Source organism: Caballeronia sp. LZ028 (assembly GCF_031451415.1).
GTDB classification, from domain to species: domain Bacteria; phylum Pseudomonadota; class Gammaproteobacteria; order Burkholderiales; family Burkholderiaceae; genus Caballeronia; species Caballeronia zhejiangensis.
In genome coordinates this window covers 532,521-555,986 of the sequence record NZ_JARUXN010000002.1, presented here as the reverse complement: position 1 = coordinate 555,986, position 23,466 = coordinate 532,521, and the positions used below count along the sequence as shown (strand labels likewise).

The window sequence follows — 23,466 nt, the reverse complement described above, 5'->3', positions numbered from 1 at the left end:
CCTTTGAAATGGGTACAGTCAGCCTATTATTCGCTCACCCGGTGCGTTGCTGCAAGCATCGAAAGCGAACACTCACGACACACATCCAGACAGAAGAGGAAGACACATGATCGATTCGAAGTTGCCGAACTTCCGCGCGATGTCGCCCGCGCAACGCCTCTCGCACATCGCGCAGGCAGCGGACCTCGACGACGCCGAGCACGCGCTCCTCGCGAAACCCGGCGCGCTGCCGCTCGAAACCGCGAACGGCATGATCGAAAACGTCGTCGGCACGTTCGAATTGCCGATGGCGGTGGCGGGCTACTTCCAGATCAACGGCCGCGACGTGCTGGTGCCGATGGCGGTCGAAGAGCCGTCGATCGTCGCCGCGGCGTCGTTCATGGCGAAGCTCTCGCGCGAGGCGGGCGGCTTTCGCACCTCCAGCACCGGGCCGTTGATGCGCGCGCAAGTGCAGATCGTCGGCGTGTCGGACCCGTATGGCGCGCGGCTTGCGATTCTCAAGCATCGCGACGAGCTGATCGAAATGGCGAACGCGCGCGACAAGGTGCTGATCGGTCTCGGCGGCGGCTGCCGCGACATCGAAGTGCACGTGTTTCCGGACACGCCGCGCGGCGCGATGATCGTCGCGCATCTGATCGTCGACGTGCGCGACGCAATGGGCGCGAACACCGTCAACACGATGGCCGAAACCGTCGCGGGCCGCATGGAGGAAATCACGGGCGGCAAGGTGCGTCTGCGCATCCTGTCGAATCTCGCGGATCTGCGCCTCGCGCGCGCGCAGGTTCGCTACAGTGCGGCCACGCTGCAAACGAAGGAATACGCGGGCGAGGACGTGATCGCCGGCGTCGTCGATGCGTATCTGTTCGCGGCGATCGATCCGTACCGCGCCGCCACGCACAACAAGGGCATCATGAACGGGATCGATCCGGTGATCGTCGCGACGGGCAACGACTGGCGCGCGGTCGAGGCGGGCGCGCACGCGTACGCGAGCCGCGGCGGGCGCTATACGTCGCTGACGACGTGGGAAGTGGCGAACGACGGCGACCTCGTCGGCACGATCGAAATGCCGATGCCCGTCGGACTCGTCGGCGGCGCGACGAAGACGCATCCGCTCGCGCGTCTCGCGTTGAAGATCATGAACGTGGGCTCGGCGCAGGAACTCGGCGAGATCGCGGTCGCGGTCGGTCTCGCGCAGAACATGGGCGCGTTGCGTGCGCTCTCGACGGAGGGCATCCAGCGCGGCCACATGGCGCTGCACGCGCGCAACATCGCGCTGGCAGCGGGCGCGAGTGGCACGGATATCGACTGGGTCGTGAAGAAGATGGTCGCCGCGCGCAACGTGAGCGTCGATTACGGCATGAGTCTTCTGCAAGGGCCGCGCGATGAATGAGCTGCCAAAGCGCGTACGCATCGTCGAAGTCGGTCCGCGCGACGGCTTGCAGAACGAACCGTCGCACGTATCGGCCGATGTGAAGGCCGAACTCATCGAGCGCCTGATCGATGCGGGCGTGCGCTATGTCGAAGCGGCCTCGTTCGTATCGCCGAAATGGGTGCCGCAAATGGCCGATGGCGCGCACGTGCTCGAACGCGTGCGCGACAAGGCGCGCGCCACGCACACGACGCTCGCCGCGCTCGTGCCGAACATGAAGGGCCTCGACGCCGCGCTCGCATCGCATGTCGATGAAATCGCGGTCTTCGCGGCGGCATCCGAATCGTTCTCGCAGAAGAACATCAACTGTTCGATCGACGAAAGCATCGCGCGCTTCGAACCGGTGATCGCGGCGGCGCGCGAGGCGAACGTACGCATTCGCGGCTATGTATCCTGCGTGCTCGGATGCCCGTTCGAAGGCGAGATTGCGCCGCAAGCCGTCGCGCGCGTCGCAAGGAAGCTCTTCGACATGGGCTGCTACGAGATCAGTCTCGGCGATACCATCGGCGCGGGCACGCCGCTAAAAACCCAGGCGATGCTCGACGCGCGCATCGAACACATCCCCGTCGATGCGCTCGCCGGTCACTTCCACGATACGTGGGGCATGGCCGCCGCGAACGTGCACGCGGCGCTGCAACGCGGCGTCGCGGTGTTCGATGGCTCGGTATCGGGCATCGGCGGATGTCCGTATTCGCCGGGCGCGACGGGCAACGCCGCAACGGAGGACATCGTCTATTTGTGTGAGGGCATGGGCATCGAGACGGGCATCGATCTGAACGGACTTGTGCAAGCGGGCGCGTTCATTTCGACGGCATTGAAGCGCGAAACGTCATCGCGCGTGGCGCGCGCACTCGAGGCCAAGCGTCAGCGACAAGAAAAGCAGTGCATCTGATCACTCCATTCAAGGAGGAGACATGGAACAGCAACTCGCCGCGCACGAGCGCGGCCGGGCGCTCTCGCAAAGCGCCGAAACGACGGAGTATCAGCTCGTCGAAATATGGGGCGATACCGTCGATACGCGGCATCTCGCGTGGTCGGTCGTGCTCGGCATCGCGATCAGCTACGGCGCGTTCGCCATCGCGAATCGCGTGCTCGCCGCTTATGTGCCCGATGCCGCGATGGCCCGCGCTTACGCGATGCTCGTCGGCCTCGCCGGATGCCTGATCGCGGGCGCGGTCTGCGCGAAGCTCTTCAAGCCGAAGCGCGAAGTGGTCGAGGAAGCGCACGGCGCGGCGGGCCGCGAGGAAGTGCTGAAGCAGCTCGCGAACGAAGCGGGCGGACTCGGGCGCGTCGCGGACCTGCCGCCTTCGGTCGTCGCGGAAATGAAGGAGCTCGGTTTGTACGAGCTTTTCGCCGAATATGAACAACGCGATGAACAACGCGATGAACAACGCGAAGGAGCGCGCTGATGGAACCGTTCGTCACTCAACTGCTCGTCGCGCTCGGCATGGGACTCATCGGCGCGATCGTGTTCTCCGGCATCGGCCTCATTTCGGGCACCGATGAAACCACGACGCTCGCGCCGCTCACCTTGCTCGTCGTGCTGCTCGGCGTGCCGCCCGTCGGCGTGTTTTCGTTCTTCATGGCGGGCGCGGTGTCGAAGCACATGACGCACGCGATTCCGACCGCCTTGCTCGGCATTCCCGGCGACACGCTCGCCACGCCCCTGCTGCAACAGGCGACGATGCTGCGCAACCTCGGCGTGCCGCATATCGCCCTGCGCAAGATGATCTCGGGCGCGATCGTCGCGGCGTTCGTCGCCGTGCCGCTCGCGGTGCTGTTCGCCGTGCTGCTCGCGCCGTTCGGGCCGGTCATCACGAAGGCCGCGCCGTGGGTGTTTCTCGCGGCATCGGTCGCCATTGCGTTCTTTTCGTCGGGACGATGGGCTTCGGTGTTTCTGCTCGTGCCGTTCGTGCTGGTGATCGTCGGTCTTCAGGCGCTCACGGGCAAATACGGCGTGAAGCTCTCGGTGAGCTACTTCCTCGGCATCGCGATCGGGCCGCTCATCGCCGATCTGTTCTCGATACTCTCGCCCGCCGATCGCGCCCGCATGCGCCGCGAACGCGTCCGCACGTTCTCGCTCGCGCCCGACGTGAAGGGCTGGAGCGGCTACTTTCCCAATCCGATGAAAGTGCTCGACGGCCAGCAACGCGGCTGGGTCGCGGCCACCGCGGCGATATCGAGCGCGACATTCGTGTTCAGCCCGGTCGCGATGACGGTCGTGCTCGGCGAACTCGTCGGCTCGCGTGTGAGGCATGCGTATCATCGCCTGACGACGGTGATCTCCGCGCGCAACGGCGTGACCGAAGCGACTTACATCGCCGAAGCGCTGATTCCGCTGATCGCGTTCGGTCTGCCGCTGAGTCCTGTCGCGGCGGGACCGGCCGCGCCGCTATTCAACGCACCGCCGCGCTTTTTCGTCGATACGGCGACGGGCCACATCAACAATCTGCATACGTTGATGACGACGTGGCAGTTCCTCGGCTTCGGCTTGCTCGCGGTCGTGCTCGCGGCGCTCGTCGCGTATCCGCTGTCGATGAACTACGCGCATCGCGCGGCGTCGTTCGTCGCGAGGAAGCTGAGTCACGAGGCGATCATCGCGACGTTCGTCGGTCTGATCGTCGTAATCAGCGTGTGGGAAGGGCAACTGCTCGGTCTGCTCGTGATTCTGAGCGTGGGCTTGCTCGGCGGATTGCTGTCGCGCAACTTCGGCTTCAATACCGGCGTGCAGTTCATGGGCTATTACACGGCGGTGTTGAGCGTGCCGGCTTTGACGAAGGCCTTTGGCGCGTGACGCGGTGCGCGCTGCGTTTCGTTATCCGACCGGCGGCAACCGGTCGGACGCCGCCGATCGAGGGCGCAAAGGCGACCGCTCACTGCCGGCGCGGATGTTCGAGAAAGAATCGCAGCATTTCGGCACTGGCGTCGGGGCCGGACGGATCGGTATAGCTTCCGCTTGACGAGCCACCGGACCACGCATGCGGCGCGCCGTGGATGATCCAGAGTTCTGCATCCACCCCGGCTTGCGACGTCATGTGCCGGACCGTATGTTTGCGCGCGCGGCCGTCACCGCTCGACGCGCGGGCGGGTGCCGCTTCGCTCGCAGAAAACTCGCGTACCAGTTCGTTGGCGTTCGAAGGATGCACGGTGGCATCGGCATCGCCGTGAAAGACGATCAGCGGGCATTGCGACGCCTGCGCGTGATGAATGTCCGCCCGGCCGGCTTTGCGCGCCTTGGATCGGGCCTTGCCACCGCGCATGGCCGCCAGCGCCGATGGCAAGTCGTGCGCGCATCCCACGGGCAGGCCCGAGTGAATGCCTGCTGCCGCGTAAAGGTCGGGATAGGTTTGCGCCACGATCGCCGCCATTGCGCCGCCGGCCGAAAGCCCTGCAACGAAGACGCGTTTCGGATCGACGTCGTGATCGGCCATCACCTCTCGCGTGATGCCCGCGATCAGCGACGGCTCGCCGTGGTCGCGCTGCTGGTCGCCGTGCCTGAACCAGTTCCAGCATTTCGACGTATTCGCGTTCTGCGGCTGGATCGGATAAGCGACGATAAAGCCGTGCGTTTCGGCGAGCGCGTTCATCCGCGTGCCGGATGCGAAGTCGTCGGCGTCCTGGGTGCAGCCGTGCAGCATGACGATCAGCGGTAAAGGATCGCGACGTGAATGAGCGGGAACGTAGACCTTGTAATCGCGTTGACCGGCGGCGCCGACATAACGACGCGTGCTGAAGTGGCCGCGATCCTGCACGTCCGGATCGGTCCGCGTCTTGCCGGCGTGGCGCCGGGGTTGCAAGAGATCGGCGAATCGCGCGGTCGTCGTGTCGTCCTGCGGGTTAGGGTGCGCGGTTGCCGTGTCCGTCCGTTCGCCGCGCATGGCGCGTTTGACGATTTCCGCGGCCGCGGCGGGATCGTTGCTGCGAAAGAGCGCGAATGCCTCTTTCATCGAGTCCAAAAAACCTTCGTTGAGTTTCATGTTTATTCCGTTAGCGGGAAGGCGTCAGGCGCATCAGCGGATTCGATCCGCCAATGCGGCCTTGACTGCCGGTGACGCATGGAGCGCGCCTCGAACCAGAATCGAGTCGATCGCTGCCAGCGCGAGTTCGGGGGAGACGTCCATGGCAATGCTCGCCAAACCGAGCACCTGAATCCGCAGACGCTGATTGGCCGCGCATGCCGCCTCGAGATCCTGTTTCGAAAAATGCTGAAGGCCGAGCACGAGTTCGCGGCGCGTCACGGTGTCCTTCAGAGCCGGCGCATGAATCGACAACTGATTGCGGATGGCCGTGCGGATCAGATCCGTCCGGTTCGAGTAAAAGCCTTCCTCGACGAGCAGATCGATCTGGCCCAAGTCGACCGGACCGAGATTGATCGTGATTTTTTCGGTTTCGCTGCCTCGCGAGCGATCCGGCACTTCTTTTGCCATAGTGTGAAAAATCTCCCGTTACCATCCATGTGGATGGTTATAGGAGGATTTCAAGAGAGCGTCAACGATGATTTTTGCGATTTAGCGCAGACGCGATCGCGACTCAGACGCGCACCCAGCAACCCGATTCCGGGCACACGGCGGTTCGTGAGCCGTTCAGCCAGACTTGCGCTTCCTCGAGTTGCAGCGCGTTCGAGCGGTCGCTATCGAAGACGACGTTCAGCGCGTTTCCGGTATCGGCGTCTTCGATGGGAAGTTCCCACGTCAGGAAAATCTGGGTGAAGTCGTGGTCCGGGGGGAAGTCGGCGGCGCAGAAGCGGTCGCTGTCGCGCTGAATGACGCCGTGAGGCTGGACCGTATCGAAGATCACGGCCGTTCCCCTCGTCAGCGCAATGCGTTGTCCGATAGCGGGGAAGTGCAGGTCCAGACCTTTGTCTTCGCTCAGGAAGAGATTGCAAAAAGCGGCGCCGCCATACTGCTCGCCGTCATGGTGATACCTGGCGCCACGACAGGCCATCAACGCCATGTCGCTATCGTCGAGCACCGCGGGAAGCCCCAGCGCGCCGGTCCAGTCGGACATGGCCTGCACGCAGCGTTTGTAGTCCGGCCAGCGAAATTGCGTCCGCGCGAGATGCATCGGCTCGACATCACCGGGTTGCAGCGCGAGACGCGTCGTGGTTTCTCTCTGCCAATCCGCGAGCATCGACGCGGGAGGCGCAGGCAGATCGAGCGTGCCGGATAGAACGATGTCACTGACGCGACGACTGCGGATCGCGTCGCCGCTCCAGAAGAAAGAAGTCAGCATGTCTCGCATTGGGCAGGACTTTCGGAGCTAAAAAGAAATGTTCGCGGCGCATAATACGGCCTTGTCACATCTCAGCAGCATTCGACATGATAACTTTGACCGGGGAAGACGGCCCTGACGCACTGAAGGACGACATCGAGGCTATCGGCCGCGTGAGTGCCGTGGGCTCGATGCTCAAGGCGATTTGCGAAAGAACATCGATGGGCTACGCCGCGGTCGCGCGCGTGACAGACAATACATGGACAGCGTGCGCCGTTCACGACGACATTGGCTTCGGTCTGGAAGTCGGCGGTCAACTCGATCTGAAGACGACGCTATGCTTCGAATCGCGAGAAGCGCGCGAATCGATCGTCATCGATGACTTCGGGAACGATCCGCGTTACTGCGGTCATCACACGGCCAGAATCTATAACCTTCAAAGTTATATCTCCGTGCCGATCGTTCTATCCAACGGCCGGTACTTCGGCAATCTATGCGCGATCGATCCGCGTCCGCACTATCTGTCCGATGTCCGCACGGTCTGCATGTTCGAGGCGTACGCCAAGCTCATCGCGCTTGAGCTCGAACTGGAGGAAAACCGCTCTGCGTCGGCAACTGCGCTATCGCACGCGCGCGAGACCGCGGAATTGCGTGAGCAGTTCATCGCCGTTCTCGGACATGACCTGCGCAATCCGCTAACAGCGGTGCATTCGATTGCCGAATATCTTTCGATCAAAGGTGGAACCACCGAGATCACTCAACTCGGATTGCGATTGAAGGCGGTCGCCGGCCGAATGGCGGGTTTGATCGACGATGTAATGGACTTCGCGCGCGGACGCCTGGGCGCCGGACTCGGCGCCCACATCGCGCCGGTGCCCGATCTCGGCAAGCTTTTGCGCGATATCGTTTCCGAGGCAAAGGCGGGTCATCCCGGCTTGATGATAGAAGACAGCATCGCCATTGAAGGAACCGTCCACTGCGATTCGGTTCGTATGCAGCAGCTATTGTCCAATCTGTTAGGCAATGCAATCACGCATGGCGCGGCGGACTTGCCTATTACCGTAAATGGGAAAGTCGAGGCCGGTAACTTGATCATCGCCGTGAAGAACGGTGGCGATGCCATTGCGCCCGAGGACATCAGGAAAGTGTTCGAGCCATATTGGCGGCCCGCCGATCAACCGCGAGGCGGGGGTCTCGGTCTCGGTCTTTTCATCTGCAAGCAAATCGTGCAGGCTCACCATGGCGATCTGCAGGTATCGTCATCGCTCGCCGATGGCACATGTTTCACTGCAATCATCCCCGTTCGGCAAGTGTGACGTCGGGATCCGCTGATGCCGGCGTCGAGACGATAACCTCTCAACTGCCGTAAGGATCGAACTGGAAATACCTGGCTGCGAGTTGTTTATAGGTGCCGTCGGCGAGCATGTCGGCGATCGCCTTGTTCATCTTTTCCTTCAGTTCGATATCCGACTTGCGGATTCCAATGCCCGCGCCGTTGCTCGCATAGACATTGCCGCCGGTGAACTTGAAACCGGCGCCTTGCGGCGTTCTCAGGAATCCGTACTCGCCGACGGCTGCATCGGTGAAGCAGCTATCGAGACGGCCTGCGGCGAGATCCGCGAATACCTGATCGAAATTCGGATAAGAAACGACGCGCGCGCCGGCGGGCGCCCAATGTTCCTTCGCATAGGATTCGGGAACGGTGCCCTGCTGGACACCGATCGATTTTCCTTTCAGCGATTCCGCGGTGGGTTCGAGGTTCGTGTCTTTACGCACGATCAGTTTGTTCGGCGTCTTATATAACCTCGATGTGAAATCGATCACCTGTTTGCGTTTGTCGGTAATCGACATGGACGCGAGAATGGCATCGAATTTCTTGGCCTGAAGCGCGGGAATCATGCCATCGAAGTCGTTCTGAACCCATTCGCATTTTGCGTGCATGCGCTTGCAGATTTCGGTCCCGAGATCGATGTCGAATCCGACGAGCTTGCCGCTGGAGTCGCGCGATGAAAACGGCGGATGCGACGGATCCACGCCGTATCGAAGCGTCGACGCATCCTGAGCGCTTGCATACGATGAGGTGAAGGCGGCCGCGCAAAACAGCAGGGTCGACACGAATCGTTTCATTACAGAAGTCTCCGGCTGATGATCTTGTTGTCGATAAAGAGAAAGGAAAGCTATGCCGCGGACAGAAACCTTCGGAGCCGGCTGCTTGCGGAATTGGCGAACAGGTCCGCCGGTTTTCCTTGCTCTTCGATTCGTCCTTCATGCAGAAAAATGATCTCGCTGGAAACATTGCGGGCGAAGTTCATCTCATGCGTCACCACGATCATCGTCCGTCCTTCCGCCGCGAGTTTCTGCATGACCTTCAACACTTCGGACACGAGTTCGGGATCGAGAGCCGAAGTCGGCTCGTCGAAAAGCAGAACGTCGGGATCCATCGTCAGTGCGCGGGCGATTGCGACGCGCTGTTGCTGGCCACCCGAGAGATGCGCGGGGTAACGGCCGGCGATATCGACGCCCAAACCGACCTTGTCGAGATTGGCCCGGCCATATTCTTCGGCTTCGCGCCGACCGAGTCCGAGTACGTGAACCGGCGCATGAATCACGTTTTCGAGCACCGTCATATGCGGCCATAAGTTGAAGTGCTGAAACACCATCGCGAGCTTGGACCGTATGCGCCGCAACTGGTGTTTGTCGACCGGCTTAAGCGTGCCCGTTCTGTCCTGCTTCATGCGGATTTCCGTCTGATTGACGAAGATGCGGCCCGCCGACGGATGTTCGAGCAAGTTCATGCAGCGCAAGAGCGTGCTTTTGCCCGAGCCCGACGAGCCGAGAACGCTGATGACGTCGCCGGCGCGCGCGCTGAGCGACACGCCTTTCAGCACTTCGTGCGTACCGAAGCTCTTGTGAAGATCGGCGACCACGACTTTTTCAGGTGAACGCGACGATTCGATGCAGACATCGTTAGTCATTTTTGCGGTGTCAGGTAAGCGAGCCAACGGTTTTCCGCCTGGCGAAAGAGCCAGACCAGCGAAAAGGTGATCGCGGAATAGAGCAGAAACGCAATGCCGAATGCGGCGAACGATTGATAGGTCGCGGAATTCACGTCGCGCGCCACTTTCAGCAGATCCGGCACGGTTGCGGCGAATGCAACGGAAGTCGAATGGAAGACCAGAATGACTTCATTGCTATAACTCGGTAACGAGCGCCGCAGCGCGGAGGGGAGAATGACGTGCAGATAAAGCTGCAACGTCGACATTCCCGCGGCCACGCCGGCTTCGATCTCGCCCGCAGGCGTGGCCTTGATCGCGCCGGCGAAAATCTCGGTCGTGTAGGCGCATGTATTCAATGCGAACACGAGTAGCGAACAATGCATTCCGTCCCGAAAGAACGCGTTCGTGAGCTCGTGATTACGAATCACGTCGAGGCTGAACACGCCCGTATAGCAAAGCAGTAACTGAACGAATAGCGGTGTGCCACGAAACAGATAGGTGTAAAGCCAGACCGCGCGCGACACGAAACGGTTCGCGGAACTGCGCGCGATGGCCATCGGTACCGCCAGTGCGGATCCGAGCACGACGGAGAACAGCAGCAGCCAGATCGTGACGATCAATCCGGTGAACTGATAGCCGTCGGTATAAAGATAGTGCCGCCAGTATTCGCGAAAGACGTCGATCATACGTTCACCTTGCGCACGCCGACGTCATATCGATTTTCGAGGTGACGTAATACGAGATTGGATGCTGTCGTGATCAGCAAATAAACGAATGCGGCCACGCCGATAAAAAAGAAGTAGTGCGTGGTGGTCTTGCCTGCGTCTTGCGCGGCTTTGACGACATCCGAGAGTCCGATGATGGATACGAGCGCCGTCGATTTGACGATGACTTGCCAGTTGTTTCCGAGCGCCGGCAGCGCATAGCGCATCATTTGCGGAAACAGGATATGCGCAAGGACATGGCCGAACGACATGCCGAGCGAAGTGCCCGATTCGAGTTGCCCGCGCGGAATCGCCAGAAAAGCGCCACGGAGCGTCTCGGTAAAGTACGCGCCGTGGATCAGACCCAGCACGATCACACCGGCCGCGAAAGGCTTGATATCGATCTGCGTCCAATGCAAACGCTCGGTGATGCCGTTCAGCAGAATCTGGATGCTGTAGTAGAGCAGCAGCATCAGCACGAGATCCGGCGCGCCGCGCACGATCGTCGTGTAGAGACGGGCTAGTTTTGCGATCCATCGGCTGCCGAACAGCTTCGCGCAGGCGCCGAGCAAGCCGATCGCGAAGGCCAGCGCCAGCGAACAGACCGCCAGTTGCACGGTCTGCAGCGCGCCTTCGAGAACGAGCGCGCCATATCCGTGTAGAAGAGAACTCATGGACGATGTCCCTTGTGTGTCCGATGTGGCACATTTGAGCGCATGCCAAATTCGATGTCAATAAAGTTCCGATAAGTGGAACTACTTAGAACCGTAAAACGGCATTTTCAGATGCGCGAGTTTAGAATCTCGTTGCGCAGCCGGAACCTCGCGCGTCATCGTAGAAAGGAGACGAAAGGTGCTACTCAAGCGGACGCCGTTACTCGCAGCGACCATCGGTACGCAGCGCGATCTCGTAAGCCTGACGTTCGGGCCGCCGGACGCGGACATGAAGGTTTATCTGCAGGCATCGCTTCATGCCGACGAAACGCCCGCGATGCTCACGGCGCACGTCCTGCGCGACGAACTCCAGGCGCTCGAAGCCGCGGGCAAGCTCGACGCGACCGTCACGCTCGTCTCGATAGCGAATCCGATCGGCCTGAGTCAGCATGTCTTCGGCCAGTTCTTCGGCTGCTTCGAGCTGAATAGCGCCGCGAACTTCAATCGCGGCGTCGCGCGCCCCTCGGACATCTGCGCGCATCTGGAAGGCCGTCTCGGCAGCGACGAAGACGCGAACAGGCGCGCGATAAAGAACGCAATGCGCGCATCGCTCGATGCTTGCGCGCCGACGACGGAATTCGACGCGCTGCGTTCGACCCTGCTGAAGCTGTCTTGCGATGCCGACATCGTTCTCGACATTCATTGCTCGCTGGAAGCGGTCGTCCACGTCTATGCCGACACCGCCGCGTGGCCGCGCGTCGAACCGCTCGCGCGCCATCTGCAATCGCGGGCGCAGATGCTGTTCGACGGCGCGGATCTCGGGCTTTTCATCGACTGGACGCGCCTGGCGTGGGCCGACGTCGAAGCGCGCTTCGGCGACCGGTATCCGGTTGGCGAGGGCGCTGTCGCCGCCATCGTCGAGTGCGCCGGCGAGCGCGACGTCACGTATGAATCGGCGCGGCGTCATGCGCGAGCGATCGTTGCCTATCTCGTCGATCGGGGCGCTATCCGCGATACGCCGTCGCCATGCCCCGCCTTGATTCATCCGGCGACGCGACAAGCGGCGAGCGAGCATTTCTACGCCGCGACCAGCGGCATCGTGGTGTACGCGGCGAACATCGGCGACGTGGTGGAGGTCGGGGAGGCGATCTGCGACATCGTCGACCCGATCACCGGCGCAACGACGACGCTCAGAAGCCGCACGAAAGGCGTGTTCTACATGCGCCGCGCGATCCGCTTCGTCACCGCCGGCGCGGAGATCGGTCGCGTGACGGGCGGTTGATCAGGAGCGCTTGCGGCGCGTCGCCTTGCTATCGGTATCGGCATTGTCTTCGGCGGTCGTTCCGCCGTCGATCACGCCGAGAATCTTTGTGATTCGCAGCGCCGCTGCCTGCAAGGTCGGCACCAGCAAGGTAATGTCTTCCAGCGACTTGCGCGCTTTGGGCGCCGAGATGCTCAAGCACGCGATCAGGCGGCCGTGCGGCCCCGAGATCGGCACGGCGGCGCCGACCACGCCGATCGCGAACTCGGAATCGTTGGTCGCATAGCCATTCTTTCGCGCGAGGTCGATTTCGAGCCTGAGCCGTTCCGGATCGACGATGGTGTAGGGCGTGATCGGTTCCCACGGTCCGCTCAGCAGATAAGCGTCGAGCTGCTTCTTCTCCATGTTCGCCAGAAACACGCGCCCGCTGGACGTGCAGTGCACGGGCGCGCGATGCCCTTTCTGAAAATTGAGCGTCAACGGCGAATTGCCGATCGCGCTGTCGATATACACGACCTCGGAGCCGCGCATGACGCCGAGGCTCACCGTTTCATCCGTGCGTCGCGACAGTTCCATCAGCAGCGCGTGGATCGGCCCATGCGAGGTGGATGCCGCCAGGATGTTCGTCGCGAGTTCCAGCAGGCGCGGGCCGACCTGATACCGGCCGCGTTCCATGCCGTGTTCGAGAAAGCCGAACTCTTCGAGATTGCTGACGAGGCGATGCGCAGTGGTCTTCGGAATGCCGAGCGCGGTGATGATGTCGGCGGTCGTCACGCGACCGGTTTGCGCAGCCATTTCGATGATGTGAAACGCGCGCTCGGTGGGAGAGACCTCCGGCTCGGACGTCTCGACGATGGCTTGTTCTTCCTTGCGCATGTGTGCTGGGTTTTCTGGTTTTATGGGCCTGTGCCGCGCATCCTTCGCGGATCAGGCGAAAAGCGGTTCCCTAGGATACTCGATTCGAATTGCGGGCCCGGAGGGTGACAGGAAGGTTCGCGATGGTGGGAGACGTGCGGCCAGTTTAGCATCTCCGTCTAACGATTCCATAAATAGGAACTCGGTAGTTCCACTTATTGGAATGTATTTGACATCGCTTCTCGGCGATCGTCTAATGCCTCGACGGATTCGTGCCGTGCCGTGTATGCCCTCGCAAAGAAAACCTGAAATGAGACATCGCTCATGATCCCGACTGCAAAGCTCGCCGCTGTCCGCGAGCAGTTCCCCGTCACCACAAGGCAGCTTTATCTCGACTCCGCCCACCAGACGCCGCTTGCGCTAAGCGTGCGCGAAGCACTCGAAGCCTTCTTGTCGGAAGGCTTCGAGATGGCCGGTCCGAAGCCGGTCTGGTTGCGACGTGTCGAGGAAACACGCGAGAGCGTCGCGACGTTCTTCAACGCGGCGCCGACCGAAATCGCATTCACCAAGAACACGTCGGAAGGACTCAATATCGCGGCGAACGCGGTCCCGCTCCGGGCCGGCGACAACGTCGTGCTGATAGAAGGCGATCATCCCAACAACGCCTATGCGTGGTTGAACCTCAAGCGCAATGGCATCGAAGTGCGGTTCGCGCCGTTGCCGGACGACGAGATTGCCACCGCCAAGACGTTCGAGCCGTATATCGATGCGCGTACGAAAGTCGTTTCGCTTTCGCATGTGACGTTCCATGCGGGCCAGGTCCATGACCTGATGAGCATCGGACGGCTGTGCAAGGCGCGCGGCATTTACCTGATCGTCGATGCGATGCAGTCCGTCGGCGTCATTCCGCTCGACGTCAAGGCGCTGAACATTTCGGTGCTGGCAGCCGGCACGCACAAGGGCTTGCTCGTGCCGCAAGGACTCGGCGTGCTTTATATCGCCGACGGTCTCGACGAATTGCAGCCGGCTTACCTTGCGATGTCCAGCATGGCGAATCCGCCAGCCGACTATGTCGCCCGTCCCGACGACATGGCTTTACGCAAGGACGCGCGGCGCTTCGAATTCGGCAACGTCAATCTCCCGGACCTGCACGCACTTTCCGCGGCGATTTGCCTCATTCAGAGCGTAGGCGTCGCGGCGATCCAGAAGCATGTGCTGGCGCTCGGCGATCTGCTGCTCGAACGCCTCGATGCGCTGGGTGTAAGCGTCGTCGGTCCGCGAGCGCGTGGCAAGCGCAATCACATATACGTGCTGAAACTGCCGGTCGACAAGTGGACCGACTACTTCGCTCGAAACAACGTGCGCGTCTCGCCGGAGCGTGGCGGCATCCGCGTGTCGCTCGCGATGTTCAACACCGTAGGCGACATCGAACGGCTGATAGAAATGCTTCGTATCGGCCTTACGAGAGGCACGCTGGCCGCGACGGAGCAGATCGAGTGAAACGACGCGAACCCATCGCCCCACGCCTCACGCCGCGACCTCGCCGCGTGCGCAATATTCCGCGAGCGCCTTTCTGTCGATTTTGCCGTTCACCGTCAGCGGGAACGCATCGATGATGACGATCCGTTGCGGCATCGCATAGACCGGCAGACGCTGCCGGCACGCCCGCAAAACATGCGTGGTCTCGACTTCCGGATTCGTCACGAACGCGACGAGGCCGGTTGCTCGTCCGACTTCGTCGAGCGGCCACGGGACAACCGCGCACGACGCGGCGTGGCTGGCCGCTTGCACGACATGTTCGACTTCTTCCAGCTCGAGCCGGTGGCCGCGGATTTTCACCTGTGTATCGAGACGGCCCTGAAACACGATCCCGTGTGGCGTCGTTTCGCGCGCGGCGTCGGCGGATCGATACCAGCGATGCGCGGTCTTGCCCGGATAGTTCATCGCGATGAACCGGCTATTGCCGGGTTCGTCGGACGACAGATAGCCTTCGGCAAGCTGCGGTCCCGCGATCAGCAATTCGCCCGTCTGGCCCGGGGCGACCGGTTCGAGCTCGGCATCCACGATCATGAGTTCCACGCCGGGCAGGCCCTGGCCCAACGGTATGACCGTGTGCTGCGGATCGTCCAGGAATTCGGGCGTGACTTCGAAGCACGTACAGGCGACGGTCGCTTCCGTGGGCCCGTACATGTGCAGCAGCCGGCTGTTCGGCGCGGCACGCATCCACGCCTGCGCGAGCGAGCGAGGCAACGGCTCGCCGCCGAACATCGACACGCGAATGCTCGGAAATGCGCCCGCTGGCAGCTTGCGCATTTGCTGCATGATGCCGGCGACCGATGGCACGCTGCACCAATGCGTGATCCGGTGCGTCTGGACGAAGCTCGCGTTACCGACGGGATCGACGTTTTCGGGCACATATAGGCAGCCGCCGTTCGCCCAGCAGACGAACATGTCATGCACGGACGGATCGAAGCTCAGCTCGCATAGCTGCATGTAACGCGCATCGCGCACCTTGTCGACCAGTTGCAACTGGCCGTTCACGTACGCATCGGCGTTCGCATGCGTGATCGGCACGCCCTTCGGCGATCCCGTCGAACCGGACGTGAAAAGTATGTAGGCGATGTCGTGCGCGGCGCCTCGGCTCTGCATGAGCGAGAAAGCAGGGGATGGAAGTTGCGATTCTTCCGCGTCTGCGTCGAGCAGGACAATCTGCGGAGGTTCGTCGAGCAGGGACAGCACTTCATCGAGCGACTCGGCGCAACGCCGATCGACGAGCATCAACGGCGCGCCGGATTGCCGGATGATCGCCGCGATCCGCGCTGCCGGCATCTTCGGGTTGAGCGGCACATAGGCCATGCCGGCATCGAGAATGCCCAGGATGCCGACATACGCGCCGACGCTGCGATATGCAAACAGCAGGCATCGGCTCGTGCAAGCGCTTCGTGCGAACGCCGCCAGTCCCGCCGACAAGCGACGGACCCGGGTTTCAATCTCGCGGTAGCTGTAAAGACGCTCATCGACCCATAACGCAGGGCTGTCCGGCTGGTTCGCAGCAGAATCGAAGAAGTGAGAATGCAGCATCCGACGGTCCCCCTGGCACACGAGTGTTGATGTTTTTTTCGAGTCCGCGACTGCTCCATCCGGTCGATGCGATCGATCGCAATTCGACGGATTCAGATTTCGCACACTCCTCGGTTCAGCCTTCGCTCATTCGCCACTGCCGCGAAGTGAATGCATTGTTATATTTCTGTAAGGTTACGTATGTGCGCCGTCGAACCCATTTTTGTCTGAAGTAACGAATGAAAAGCCTGCGCGGCCGGCGTCACTCCTGCTCGCGAATTTCGGCGGGGCCTTTGCCGGTCCAGCGCTTCAGCGCCCGGCGAAAATTGGCGGTGTCGGTGAAGCCGACCAGCATGGCGACATCGTCCGTGCTCAGTTTCGTCGTCTTCAGATACTCGGTGGCGAGCGAGCACCGCACATCGTCGACGATGGCGACGAACGACGTGCCTTCCGACTCGAGCCGTCGACGCAGCGTGCGGCTCGTCATCTTCAACGCGCTAGCGACGGTCTCCATGCCGGGAAACTCGCCCGGCTTGCGCATGAGAACCTGATAGACCTCGCCGGAAACACCGGTCGATGTCTTCGCCTGTCCGATGAGCCTGTCGCACGTCTCCTGCAGAAGCGCGGCGGAGTGCCTGTCCGCGAGATGAGGCTTGAGTTCGAGTATCGCGCCGTCGTAGATGAGCTGACATTCGTCGGCGTCGAACTCGCATGGGCAGCCGAGATACTCCGGATAGATGGAGGCGTGCGGCGGCGCGGGATACGAGAAGCGCGCGAGCATCGGCGGACAGCTTCTGCCCGCGACATCCTGCAAGTGCGTCACATGCTGCGTGTACTGCTGTTCGAGCAGGAACTGCTGCACGTCATGCGAGAAGGGCGACGTGAACGCGTCGGGAAACGTCCATACCGACGTGTCCGGATGTTCGTGCCATTCGATGGTGATGGTCGGCGTCGCGAGCCGATGGTATTTGACGCCGAGCCTAAAGTAATCGCGCAGCGACAGGCACGACATCAGCGCGTAGCCGTACATGCCATACGCGGCCAGATGCAGCCGCGCGCCCGTCTTGAACGGCGTTCGCGGATCGGCGGAAAGCGCGACGGCGTTACTGCATACAGCGGCGTACTGCCGGACGGACGTCATCACCGAGGCATCGTAGATCTCCTCGGGCGCAACGCCGCTTCCCTTCAGGCTGTCCGCCGGCGCAATGCCTTGCTCAGCGAGCACGTCCACCAGCGCGGCGATCTTGTAGGGCGCATAGATGCGCTCATTCAACAGTGGCAGTCTCGAAGACACAGCGCCTCCTCGTGTGTCCTGCGGGGACACCATCTTGTCCGAATATGACCTTTCGCAGCGCATCGTATCCCACTACTATCACCGTAACAAGACGAGTCCGCATCGCGAATGCGCGACTCGCGAATCCATCGGAGACAGCCATGCAACGCCAACTTCACGTCAGTTCGTCGCCGCCGGCTTAAGCCGGCGCACGGTCGTTTCCCGTTCCGCCCTACGTTTTCCAACGGCGTCCTCCCGCGCTTGCCTCGTTCAGGCGCGCCGGGGCATTGCCGAAGCTCGCCCATCGAGCGCGTTTTCGAAGGACATTCAATGAGCAATCCGAGCAGCAAAGTCATCATCACCTGCGCCGTGACCGGTTCGGCGCATGTGCCGTCGATGTCGGAATATCTGCCTATCACGCCCGATGACATCAAGCATCAGGCGCTCGAAGCCGCCGAGGCCGGGGCCGCGATTCTTCATCTGCATGCGCGCAATCCGGAAGACGGCCGCCCGACGCCATCGCCCGAAATATTCCGGCGATTCGTGCCCGCGATCGCCGCGCAAACCGACGCCGTCATCAACATTTCGACGGGCGGCAGCACGCGCATGACGCTCGACGAGCGCCTCGCTTACGCACGCGTGGCGAAGCCGGAAATGTGCTCGCTGAACATGGGCTCGATGAATTTTTCGCTTCATCCCGTCGCGGCGAGGATGTCTTCGTGGCGCTTCGACTGGGAGAAGGATTATGTCGAAGGCATGGAGGACATGATCTTCCGCAACACGTTCCGCGACATCAAAAACATCCTCACCGAATTCCGCGACTATGGAACGCGCTTCGAATTCGAGTGCTATGACGTGGGGCATCTGTACAGCCTCGCGCATTTCATCGATATCGGGCTGATCAAGCCGCCGTTCTTCATCCAATCCGTGTTCGGCATTCTCGGCGGAATCGGCCACGATCCCGAGAATCTTTCGATGATGCGCGCGACCGCCGACCGTCTTTTCGGACGCGAGAACTACCATCTTTCGATTCTCGGCGCCGGGCGTCATCAGATGTCACTGGTGACGATGGGCGCGATCATGGGCGGCAACGTGCGAGTCGGCCTCGAAGACAGCGTCTACCTGTCGCGAGGCGTGAAGGCGAAATCGAATGCCGAACAGGTCCGCAAGATTCGCCGCATTCTCGAAGAGTTGTCTTTCGACATCGCGACACCCGCCGATGCGCGAGCCATGCTCGGGCTCAAAGGGCGCGACAACGTTTCGCTCTGACTCGAAGAAGTCAAATCTGGAGACATCATGACTGCCGCTACTGTTGACCACAGCCTCGGAGAAACGCATTGGCTTGCGACTCGCAAGGCCATGGCAAGACTGCTTCCGCTGATGTGCGGAATCTACTTCCTGTCGTTCATCGATCGCACGAACGTGGCGCTCGCCAAGAGCGCCCTGGCTGCCGACCTCGGCATCAGCGCCGCGGCGTATGGACTCGGCGCCGGCATCTTCTTCATCGGCTATGCGCTGCTCGAAGTGCCGAGCAATCTGATCGCGCATCGCGTCGGGCCGCGCGCGTGGATCGCTCGAATCGCGGTGACGTGGGGCGCGCTTTCGACCGCGATGATGTTCGTTCAGGGCGAGTGGTCCTTCTACATATTGCGCGTGTTGCTGGGCGTCGCCGAAGCGGGATTGTTTCCCGCGCTGATGTACATGGTGACGCTTTGGTTCGCGCCCAAAGACCGCGCCGTTGCCGTCGGATGGATCTACACCGCGCCGTCGATCGCGCTCATCATCGGCAATCCGCTGGGCGCGGGTCTGATGCAGCTCGGCGGCATCGGCGGTCTTCACGGCTGGCAGTGGATGTTCCTGCTCGAAGGCTTGCCGACCATCGTGTTGGGCATCGTGCTGTTCTTCAAGCTTCCGAATCGTCCGTCCGAAGTGAAGTGGCTGTCCGCGCAGGAAGCGCAGGCGCTCGAAACGCACGCGGTCATCGACACGCACGGACACGCGGACCTCACCACGGCAGACTGGCTCGCCGCGCTCAAGCGCCCGACGACCGTGCTGATCGCGCTCATCTACTTCCTGAATCAGGTGGCGTTCGTCGGCCTGTATTTCTTCACGCCGTCGATCGTCGCGCAGATGCATGTGAGCTCGCCGATTCTCGTCGGCGTTCTGTCGAGCAGTGTCGGCATCGGCTTTCTGCTCGGCGTGCTGACCCTTCCGCGCATTCATCGCCGTGTGAGCAACGAATGCGGCTTTCTCGGCGTGCTGACCGCGGGCGTCGTCGTCAGTGCGTGTGCGTTCCTCGCCAGCCGGAATCAGGCAGTGCAGATTACGCTGCTCGGCATCACGGGCTTCTTTGCAGGCGGCATTCTGCCGTCGTACTGGGCCGTCGCGATGAAGCGGCTGCAAGGCGTGCAAGCGGCGGCCGGCCTCGCGTTCATCAACACGATCGGCTTGCTGGGCGGCTTCGTCGGACCTTATCTTTTCGGGCTCGCCGAAACGATGACCGGCAGAAGCGATGCGGGCTTCAACGTCGTCGTGGCTGCCTCGGTGCTGGGCTTGCTGCTGGTGCCGCTGCTCGCGAAATCGATTCACGCCGCGCAGCGTCCCGTCGCCGATGCTTCTCCCGCTCGCTGATGAACCGAACGAATGTCGATATCGAACATGAATACTTTTGAGCTTCTCAAACCGGTCCCGGGCTTGCGCGTACTCATCTCGGGCGCGGCTGCCGGCATCGGCGCTGCAATCGCGAACGCATTCGTGCAAGCCGACGCGCAAGTCTATATCTGCGACGTGAACCAGCAGGCGGTCGATGGCGCCAAAGCGCGCAATCCGAAGCTGCATGCCGGTGTCGCCGATGTCGGCGCGCGCGAGCAAGTCGATAGCGTCATCGACGACGCGCGCTCGCGGCTCGGCGGGCTCGACCTGCTCATCAACAATGCGGGCATCGCGGGTCCGACTGCCGGGATTGAAGCCATCGATCCGGACGATTGGGAGCGAACCATCGCGACGAATCTCAACAGCCAATACTATTTTCTGCGCCGCGCGGTGCCGCTGCTCAAGGAGACGTCGGATCGCCCCGGCATCATCGCGATGTCGTCCGTCGCTGGCCGGCTGGGTTATGCGTACCGTACGCCGTATGCATCGACGAAATGGGCGATCGTCGGTCTCGTCAAGTCGTTGGCCGTCGAACTCGGGCCGAGCAATATCCGCGTCAACGCGATCCTGCCGGGCGTCGTCGAGGGCGAGCGCATGGACAAGGTGATCGCCGCGCGCGCCGAATCGGCGGGCGTCGGCTTCGATGAAATGAAAGCGCAGTACCTGAAGAAGATTTCGCTGCGCCGCATGGTCACGGTCGACGATATCGCAGCGATGACGCTGTTCCTGGCATCGCCGGCGGCGCGCAACATCTCGGGACAAGCCATCAGCGTCGACGGCAACGTCGAATATCTCTGACCATCCGAAAAGCGCAACCGAAGCGGGCGCCGGGCACGGCGGCGCCCGCCGTCACACTCACGCGTGCGCGCGTGCCAGCCATTCATCCAGACCGATGCCGCCGCGACGCGCTTCGCCGGTCGGCACGAGCGAGTCTTCGCTGATCGTGCCGCCGAAGTACGTCGCGTCCGGATCGACGACGATCTCGCGCACATCGCCCTTCGCCTTCAGATACCGGCCGATGATCCGATTGAGCGGCGCACGCTCCGGCCCCGCGATATCGACGATGCCGAGCAGCGGCGCGCCGAGCGCGACATCCGCGACGATTGCGGCGACATCGTCCGCGGCGATCGGCTGAAACTGTCCCGGCGACAGATGCACCTTGCCGTCCTGCATGCCGGCATCGGCGATGCCGCCGAGAAACTCGTAGAACTGCGTCGCGCGAACGATCGAATACGGCACGCCCGCTTCGGCGATCAGCTTCTCCTGCGCGGCCTTCGCGCGGAAATAGCCGTTGTCCGGCATGCGGTCCGTTCCGACGACCGACAACGCCACATGATGCTGCACGCCCGCCGCGGCCTCGGCCTTGCCGAGATTCGTCGCCGATGCGCGGAAGAAGGCCATGACGTCGTCCGGCGCCCACGAAGGCGCGAAGGGCTCGACGTCGATGCCGGCATCGCGCTCGCGGCCGATGCGCGTTTCGCGTTCGTCACGCCAGCGCATCAGAGTCCGCTCGGCGTCACACTGTCGCTCGCGCGGCGCATGAAGCTGCTCGACTGGGCGAGCCGCGCGCAGGGCTGGATCGTCGAGGACGATTACGACAGCGAGTTCCGCTACGCGGGCCGCCCGTTGCCGGCGCTGAAGAGCCTGGATCGCGACGATCGCGTGATCTATTGCGGCACCTTCAGCAAGGTGCTTTTTCCGGGCCTGCGGCTCTCGTATGTGGTCGCGCCCGGCCGGGCCGTGGAGCGCTTCGGCCAGGTCACGGCGAGCATGAACGCGGGCTCGCCGTATCTTTATCAGGCGGCCGTGGCGGACTTCATCGCGCAGGGGCATTTCGCGCGGCATCTGAAGCGCATGCGCGCGCTGTATGCGCAACGGCGCGAGTGGCTTGCGACGGCGATACAGAAGGCGTTCGGAGATCGTGTGAGCATCGGGTTGCCGACGGGCGGCATGCATCTCGTCGCGATCTTCCGTGCGGATCGCGACGGTCCCGTCGACGATCTGGCGATGGCCGGCCGCGCGCGGGAGGCGGGTCTCGCGGTGCTCGCGCTGTCCGCGTGGTATCTCAACGGGCGAAGCAAGGAAACGTTGCGCGGTATCGTCGTCGGCTTCGCGAATGTCGCCGATGCCGGCGAAGCGGCCCGTCTCGCGCGCATGCTTCGCCGGGCGTATGACGGTTAGGGCGTGACGGTGTAGCCGTCGGATGCGAAGAGCGCGTGCCTCGCGATGTCCTCGCGCGCGAGATCGAGCGCCTGTGCGACGGCTTCGCTGCCGCACACGAGGCCTTGGAGCGTCACGAAGCGCAGGTCCTGCAAGCCGATCGAACCGAGCGCGTAACGCAGGTACGGCGTAAGGAAGTCTCGCTGACGCGCAAGCTCACCGCCATGAAATCCGCCGGAACCGACGATCACGAACGTGGGCCGGTCGCGCATCAGACCGACCTTGCCTTCGGGCGTCGAAACGAACGTGCGGTGAATGCGCAGCACGTAGTCGATCCATAGCTTCAGCGCGGCGGGCACGGTGAAGTTGTGCATCGGCGTATTGATGATGAGCGTGTCGGTGGTTTCGATTTCGCGGATCAATTGTTCGGAGATGTCGAACTGCGCTTCGTCCGGATGGCGCGACGTGATGGCGCGCGCGTAGTCCTGCGTGAGCGGAGGCAGCGGCGTTGCGGCGAGATCGCGTTTCACGATATCCACGCGCGCACGCTTGCGCAACGTATCGATCATTTCGAGCGCGAGCCGGTAGCCGTGACTCGCGTCGCCATGCGGGCTCGCGTTGATGAAGAGCACTTTCATCGCGCGCGCTCCTCGCCGGGCACAGCCAGCGTCTGCACAAAATGCATGCCCTTGGCGAGCAGGCCGTTGCGGTAATAAAAGCGCTGTGCGAGCGCCATATGCAGGCCGGTGTCGAGCACGAAGTGGGCGCAGTGTTCGTCCCGTGCGATCCCGCGGACGGTGTCCAGCAAACGGGCACCGATGCCGCTGCCTTGCAGACGCGCCGTGACGACGAGATCGTCGACATAAACGAAGCGTCCGTACAGCGTGTTCGTCTGCGTTCGATACCCGGCGAGGCCGAGAATCGCGCCTTCGTCGTCACAGGCGGCCAGCAGCCGATAGCTTTCCTCGCGTTGACGGCGCAGTTGTGCGCAAAACGTATCGGGGTCCGTAAGGTGCGGCCGGAGTTCCTTCATTACGTCGAAGGCGCGCGTCCAGTCTTCGGGGGTATCGAGGTGTCGAAAAACGATCGATGTGTCCATGCGTGTTCTCCACAATGCATGACACATACATTACCGATGCGATGGCGCAGTCTGAAGGGCCAAGAAACGCGCTTCCGGGTAGGCCATGACGGCGTGCTCGATCGCGCGGGCGA

23 protein-coding genes and 1 pseudogene are annotated in these 23,466 nt (G+C 62.2%); 11 read left to right on the top strand and 13 right to left on the bottom strand.

The features are described 5' to 3' along the window. Nucleotides 1–106 precede the first annotated feature (106 nt). Genes QCE58_RS16750 through QCE58_RS16735 form a run of 4 tightly spaced genes read left to right on the top strand, consistent with a single transcriptional unit; the run spans nt 107 to nt 4,223 of the window. On the top strand, nt 107–1,390 hold the full coding sequence (locus QCE58_RS16750; RefSeq protein ID WP_008346501.1) for a hydroxymethylglutaryl-CoA reductase, degradative: 1,284 nt from the start codon (nt 107–109) through the stop codon (nt 1,388–1,390). Further along, nucleotides 1,383–2,321 (top strand): hydroxymethylglutaryl-CoA lyase, encoded by a 939-nt coding sequence (locus tag QCE58_RS16745; protein WP_309779899.1) that lies wholly within the window; start codon nt 1,383–1,385, stop codon nt 2,319–2,321. The genes QCE58_RS16750 and QCE58_RS16745 overlap by 8 nt, the downstream gene beginning before the upstream one ends. A 22-nt stretch (nt 2,322–2,343) precedes the next feature. Next, nucleotides 2,344–2,838 (top strand): hypothetical protein, encoded by a 495-nt coding sequence (locus QCE58_RS16740; RefSeq protein WP_250522483.1) that lies wholly within the window; start codon nt 2,344–2,346, stop codon nt 2,836–2,838. Next, on the top strand, nt 2,838–4,223 hold the full coding sequence (locus QCE58_RS16735; protein ID WP_175980177.1) for a tripartite tricarboxylate transporter permease: 1,386 nt from the start codon (nt 2,838–2,840) through the stop codon (nt 4,221–4,223). Before QCE58_RS16740 ends, QCE58_RS16735 begins: the two co-directional genes overlap by 1 nt. A 79-nt stretch (nt 4,224–4,302) precedes the next feature. Here the strand turns inward: QCE58_RS16735 and QCE58_RS16730 are convergent, their stop codons facing one another. From QCE58_RS16730 to QCE58_RS16720, 3 genes are all read right to left on the bottom strand, one after another. Continuing rightward, entirely contained in the window at nt 4,303–5,406 is a 1,104-nt protein-coding gene (locus QCE58_RS16730; RefSeq protein ID WP_250522484.1) for a PHB depolymerase family esterase, read from the bottom strand. A gap of 33 nt (nt 5,407–5,439) precedes the next feature. After that, the gene (locus QCE58_RS16725) at nt 5,440–5,856 is read right to left on the bottom strand and encodes a CopG family transcriptional regulator (RefSeq protein WP_008346513.1); all 417 of its coding nucleotides are present in this window, start codon (nt 5,854–5,856) and stop codon (nt 5,440–5,442) included. Nucleotides 5,857–5,959: 103 nt separating this feature from the next. Continuing rightward, nucleotides 5,960–6,661: a hypothetical protein gene (locus QCE58_RS16720; protein WP_250522485.1), complete on the bottom strand. Its 702-nt coding sequence runs from the start codon at nt 6,659–6,661 to the stop codon at nt 5,960–5,962. Between the two features lie 86 nt (nt 6,662–6,747). On the opposite strand from QCE58_RS16720, the gene QCE58_RS34115 reads away from it, so the two are divergent. Beyond that, the gene (locus QCE58_RS34115) at nt 6,748–7,956 is read left to right on the top strand and encodes an ATP-binding protein (protein ID WP_409014128.1); all 1,209 of its coding nucleotides are present in this window, start codon (nt 6,748–6,750) and stop codon (nt 7,954–7,956) included. A gap of 40 nt (nt 7,957–7,996) precedes the next feature. Here the strand turns inward: QCE58_RS34115 and QCE58_RS16705 are convergent, their stop codons facing one another. From QCE58_RS16705 to QCE58_RS16690, 4 genes are read right to left on the bottom strand one after another with little or no spacing between them, the layout of a single operon-like run. After that, a complete protein-coding gene (locus QCE58_RS16705; protein ID WP_175980174.1) occupies nt 7,997–8,767 on the bottom strand; it encodes an ABC transporter substrate-binding protein in 771 nt (256 codons plus the stop codon). Between the two features lie 50 nt (nt 8,768–8,817). Continuing rightward, nucleotides 8,818–9,615: an ABC transporter ATP-binding protein gene (locus QCE58_RS16700; RefSeq protein WP_250522486.1), complete on the bottom strand. Its 798-nt coding sequence runs from the start codon at nt 9,613–9,615 to the stop codon at nt 8,818–8,820. Then, nucleotides 9,612–10,322 carry an ABC transporter permease gene (locus QCE58_RS16695; RefSeq protein ID WP_250479529.1) on the bottom strand — a complete coding sequence of 237 codons (711 nt, stop codon included), beginning with the start codon at nt 10,320–10,322 and terminating at the stop codon, nt 9,612–9,614. Before QCE58_RS16695 ends, QCE58_RS16700 begins: the two co-directional genes overlap by 4 nt. Next, nucleotides 10,319–11,014 (bottom strand): ABC transporter permease, encoded by a 696-nt coding sequence (locus QCE58_RS16690; RefSeq protein WP_008346526.1) that lies wholly within the window; start codon nt 11,012–11,014, stop codon nt 10,319–10,321. The genes QCE58_RS16695 and QCE58_RS16690 overlap by 4 nt, the downstream gene beginning before the upstream one ends. 178 nt (nt 11,015–11,192) lie before the next feature. Here QCE58_RS16690 and QCE58_RS16685 point away from each other — a divergent pair, with 178 nt between their 5' ends. Next, nucleotides 11,193–12,275, top strand: coding sequence for a succinylglutamate desuccinylase/aspartoacylase family protein (locus QCE58_RS16685; RefSeq protein ID WP_250522487.1), 1,083 nt, complete (start codon nt 11,193–11,195; stop codon nt 12,273–12,275). Here QCE58_RS16685 and QCE58_RS16680 read toward each other — a convergent pair whose 3' ends face one another. Next, nucleotides 12,276–13,130: an IclR family transcriptional regulator gene (locus tag QCE58_RS16680; RefSeq protein WP_008346531.1), complete on the bottom strand. Its 855-nt coding sequence runs from the start codon at nt 13,128–13,130 to the stop codon at nt 12,276–12,278. Nucleotides 13,131–13,433: 303 nt separating this feature from the next. On the opposite strand from QCE58_RS16680, the gene QCE58_RS16675 reads away from it, so the two are divergent. Then, nucleotides 13,434–14,609: an aminotransferase class V-fold PLP-dependent enzyme gene (locus tag QCE58_RS16675; RefSeq protein WP_250522488.1), complete on the top strand. Its 1,176-nt coding sequence runs from the start codon at nt 13,434–13,436 to the stop codon at nt 14,607–14,609. A gap of 27 nt (nt 14,610–14,636) precedes the next feature. Here QCE58_RS16675 and QCE58_RS16670 read toward each other — a convergent pair whose 3' ends face one another. After that, nucleotides 14,637–16,190, bottom strand: coding sequence for an amino acid adenylation domain-containing protein (locus QCE58_RS16670; protein WP_250522489.1), 1,554 nt, complete (start codon nt 16,188–16,190; stop codon nt 14,637–14,639). 241 nt (nt 16,191–16,431) lie between these two features. Next, entirely contained in the window at nt 16,432–17,463 is a 1,032-nt protein-coding gene (locus tag QCE58_RS16665; protein WP_250522490.1) for an AraC family transcriptional regulator, read from the bottom strand. A gap of 309 nt (nt 17,464–17,772) precedes the next feature. Between QCE58_RS16665 and QCE58_RS16660 the strand changes: the two genes are divergently transcribed. Genes QCE58_RS16660 through QCE58_RS16650 form a run of 3 tightly spaced genes read left to right on the top strand, consistent with a single transcriptional unit; the run spans nt 17,773 to nt 20,892 of the window. Then, complete coding sequence (locus QCE58_RS16660) at nt 17,773–18,711, top strand: 3-keto-5-aminohexanoate cleavage protein (RefSeq protein ID WP_008346539.1); 939 nt, start codon at nt 17,773–17,775, stop codon at nt 18,709–18,711. 27 nt (nt 18,712–18,738) lie between these two features. Further along, nucleotides 18,739–20,073 (top strand): MFS transporter, encoded by a 1,335-nt coding sequence (locus QCE58_RS16655; RefSeq protein WP_033536003.1) that lies wholly within the window; start codon nt 18,739–18,741, stop codon nt 20,071–20,073. A 27-nt stretch (nt 20,074–20,100) separates the two neighbouring features. Beyond that, nucleotides 20,101–20,892 carry an SDR family oxidoreductase gene (locus QCE58_RS16650; protein WP_175980167.1) on the top strand — a complete coding sequence of 264 codons (792 nt, stop codon included), beginning with the start codon at nt 20,101–20,103 and terminating at the stop codon, nt 20,890–20,892. A 57-nt stretch (nt 20,893–20,949) separates the two neighbouring features. Here QCE58_RS16650 and QCE58_RS16645 read toward each other — a convergent pair whose 3' ends face one another. After that, entirely contained in the window at nt 20,950–21,594 is a 645-nt protein-coding gene (locus QCE58_RS16645) for an SDR family oxidoreductase (protein ID WP_250522491.1), read from the bottom strand. Between QCE58_RS16645 and QCE58_RS16640 the strand changes: the two are divergent. Beyond that, nucleotides 21,517–22,275: pseudogene (locus QCE58_RS16640) on the top strand (PLP-dependent aminotransferase family protein); the annotation flags it as partial. The gene QCE58_RS16645 and the pseudogene QCE58_RS16640 sit on opposite strands and share 78 nt — an antisense overlap. Here the strand turns inward: QCE58_RS16640 and QCE58_RS16635 are convergent. Together QCE58_RS16635 and QCE58_RS16630 are read right to left on the bottom strand one after the other, a co-directional pair. Beyond that, on the bottom strand, nt 22,272–22,892 hold the full coding sequence (locus QCE58_RS16635; RefSeq protein ID WP_250522492.1) for an FMN-dependent NADH-azoreductase: 621 nt from the start codon (nt 22,890–22,892) through the stop codon (nt 22,272–22,274). The pseudogene QCE58_RS16640 and the gene QCE58_RS16635 overlap by 4 nt on opposite strands. Further along, nucleotides 22,889–23,353, bottom strand: coding sequence for a GNAT family N-acetyltransferase (locus tag QCE58_RS16630; RefSeq protein WP_175980164.1), 465 nt, complete (start codon nt 23,351–23,353; stop codon nt 22,889–22,891). Before QCE58_RS16630 ends, QCE58_RS16635 begins: the two co-directional genes overlap by 4 nt. Between the last annotated feature and the right edge of the window lie 113 nt (nt 23,354–23,466).

Bases quoted from the DNA above. Each gene is read 5' to 3' on its own strand.
- QCE58_RS16690 (WP_008346526.1), bottom strand. From the start codon at position 11,014: ATGAGTTCTCTTCTACACGGATATGGCGCGCTCGTTCTCGAAGGCGCG.
- QCE58_RS16655 (WP_033536003.1), top strand. From the start codon at position 18,739: ATGACTGCCGCTACTGTTGACCACAGCCTCGGAGAAACGCATTGGCTT.
- QCE58_RS34115 (WP_409014128.1), top strand. From the start codon at position 6,748: ATGATAACTTTGACCGGGGAAGACGGCCCTGACGCACTGAAGGACGAC.
- QCE58_RS16730 (WP_250522484.1), bottom strand. From the start codon at position 5,406: ATGAAACTCAACGAAGGTTTTTTGGACTCGATGAAAGAGGCATTCGCG.
- QCE58_RS16645 (WP_250522491.1), bottom strand. From the start codon at position 21,594: ATGCGCTGGCGTGACGAACGCGAAACGCGCATCGGCCGCGAGCGCGAT.
- QCE58_RS16750 (WP_008346501.1), top strand. From the start codon at position 107: ATGATCGATTCGAAGTTGCCGAACTTCCGCGCGATGTCGCCCGCGCAA.
- QCE58_RS16735 (WP_175980177.1), top strand. From the start codon at position 2,838: ATGGAACCGTTCGTCACTCAACTGCTCGTCGCGCTCGGCATGGGACTC.
- QCE58_RS16705 (WP_175980174.1), bottom strand. From the start codon at position 8,767: ATGAAACGATTCGTGTCGACCCTGCTGTTTTGCGCGGCCGCCTTCACC.
- QCE58_RS16630 (WP_175980164.1), bottom strand. From the start codon at position 23,353: ATGGACACATCGATCGTTTTTCGACACCTCGATACCCCCGAAGACTGG.
- QCE58_RS16680 (WP_008346531.1), bottom strand. From the start codon at position 13,130: ATGCGCAAGGAAGAACAAGCCATCGTCGAGACGTCCGAGCCGGAGGTC.
- QCE58_RS16720 (WP_250522485.1), bottom strand. From the start codon at position 6,661: ATGCTGACTTCTTTCTTCTGGAGCGGCGACGCGATCCGCAGTCGTCGC.
- QCE58_RS16650 (WP_175980167.1), top strand. From the start codon at position 20,101: ATGAATACTTTTGAGCTTCTCAAACCGGTCCCGGGCTTGCGCGTACTC.
- QCE58_RS16740 (WP_250522483.1), top strand. From the start codon at position 2,344: ATGGAACAGCAACTCGCCGCGCACGAGCGCGGCCGGGCGCTCTCGCAA.
- QCE58_RS16725 (WP_008346513.1), bottom strand. From the start codon at position 5,856: ATGGCAAAAGAAGTGCCGGATCGCTCGCGAGGCAGCGAAACCGAAAAA.
- QCE58_RS16635 (WP_250522492.1), bottom strand. From the start codon at position 22,892: ATGAAAGTGCTCTTCATCAACGCGAGCCCGCATGGCGACGCGAGTCAC.
- QCE58_RS16745 (WP_309779899.1), top strand. From the start codon at position 1,383: ATGAATGAGCTGCCAAAGCGCGTACGCATCGTCGAAGTCGGTCCGCGC.
- QCE58_RS16700 (WP_250522486.1), bottom strand. From the start codon at position 9,615: ATGACTAACGATGTCTGCATCGAATCGTCGCGTTCACCTGAAAAAGTC.
- QCE58_RS16695 (WP_250479529.1), bottom strand. From the start codon at position 10,322: ATGATCGACGTCTTTCGCGAATACTGGCGGCACTATCTTTATACCGAC.
- QCE58_RS16660 (WP_008346539.1), top strand. From the start codon at position 17,773: ATGAGCAATCCGAGCAGCAAAGTCATCATCACCTGCGCCGTGACCGGT.
- QCE58_RS16675 (WP_250522488.1), top strand. From the start codon at position 13,434: ATGATCCCGACTGCAAAGCTCGCCGCTGTCCGCGAGCAGTTCCCCGTC.
- QCE58_RS16670 (WP_250522489.1), bottom strand. From the start codon at position 16,190: ATGCTGCATTCTCACTTCTTCGATTCTGCTGCGAACCAGCCGGACAGC.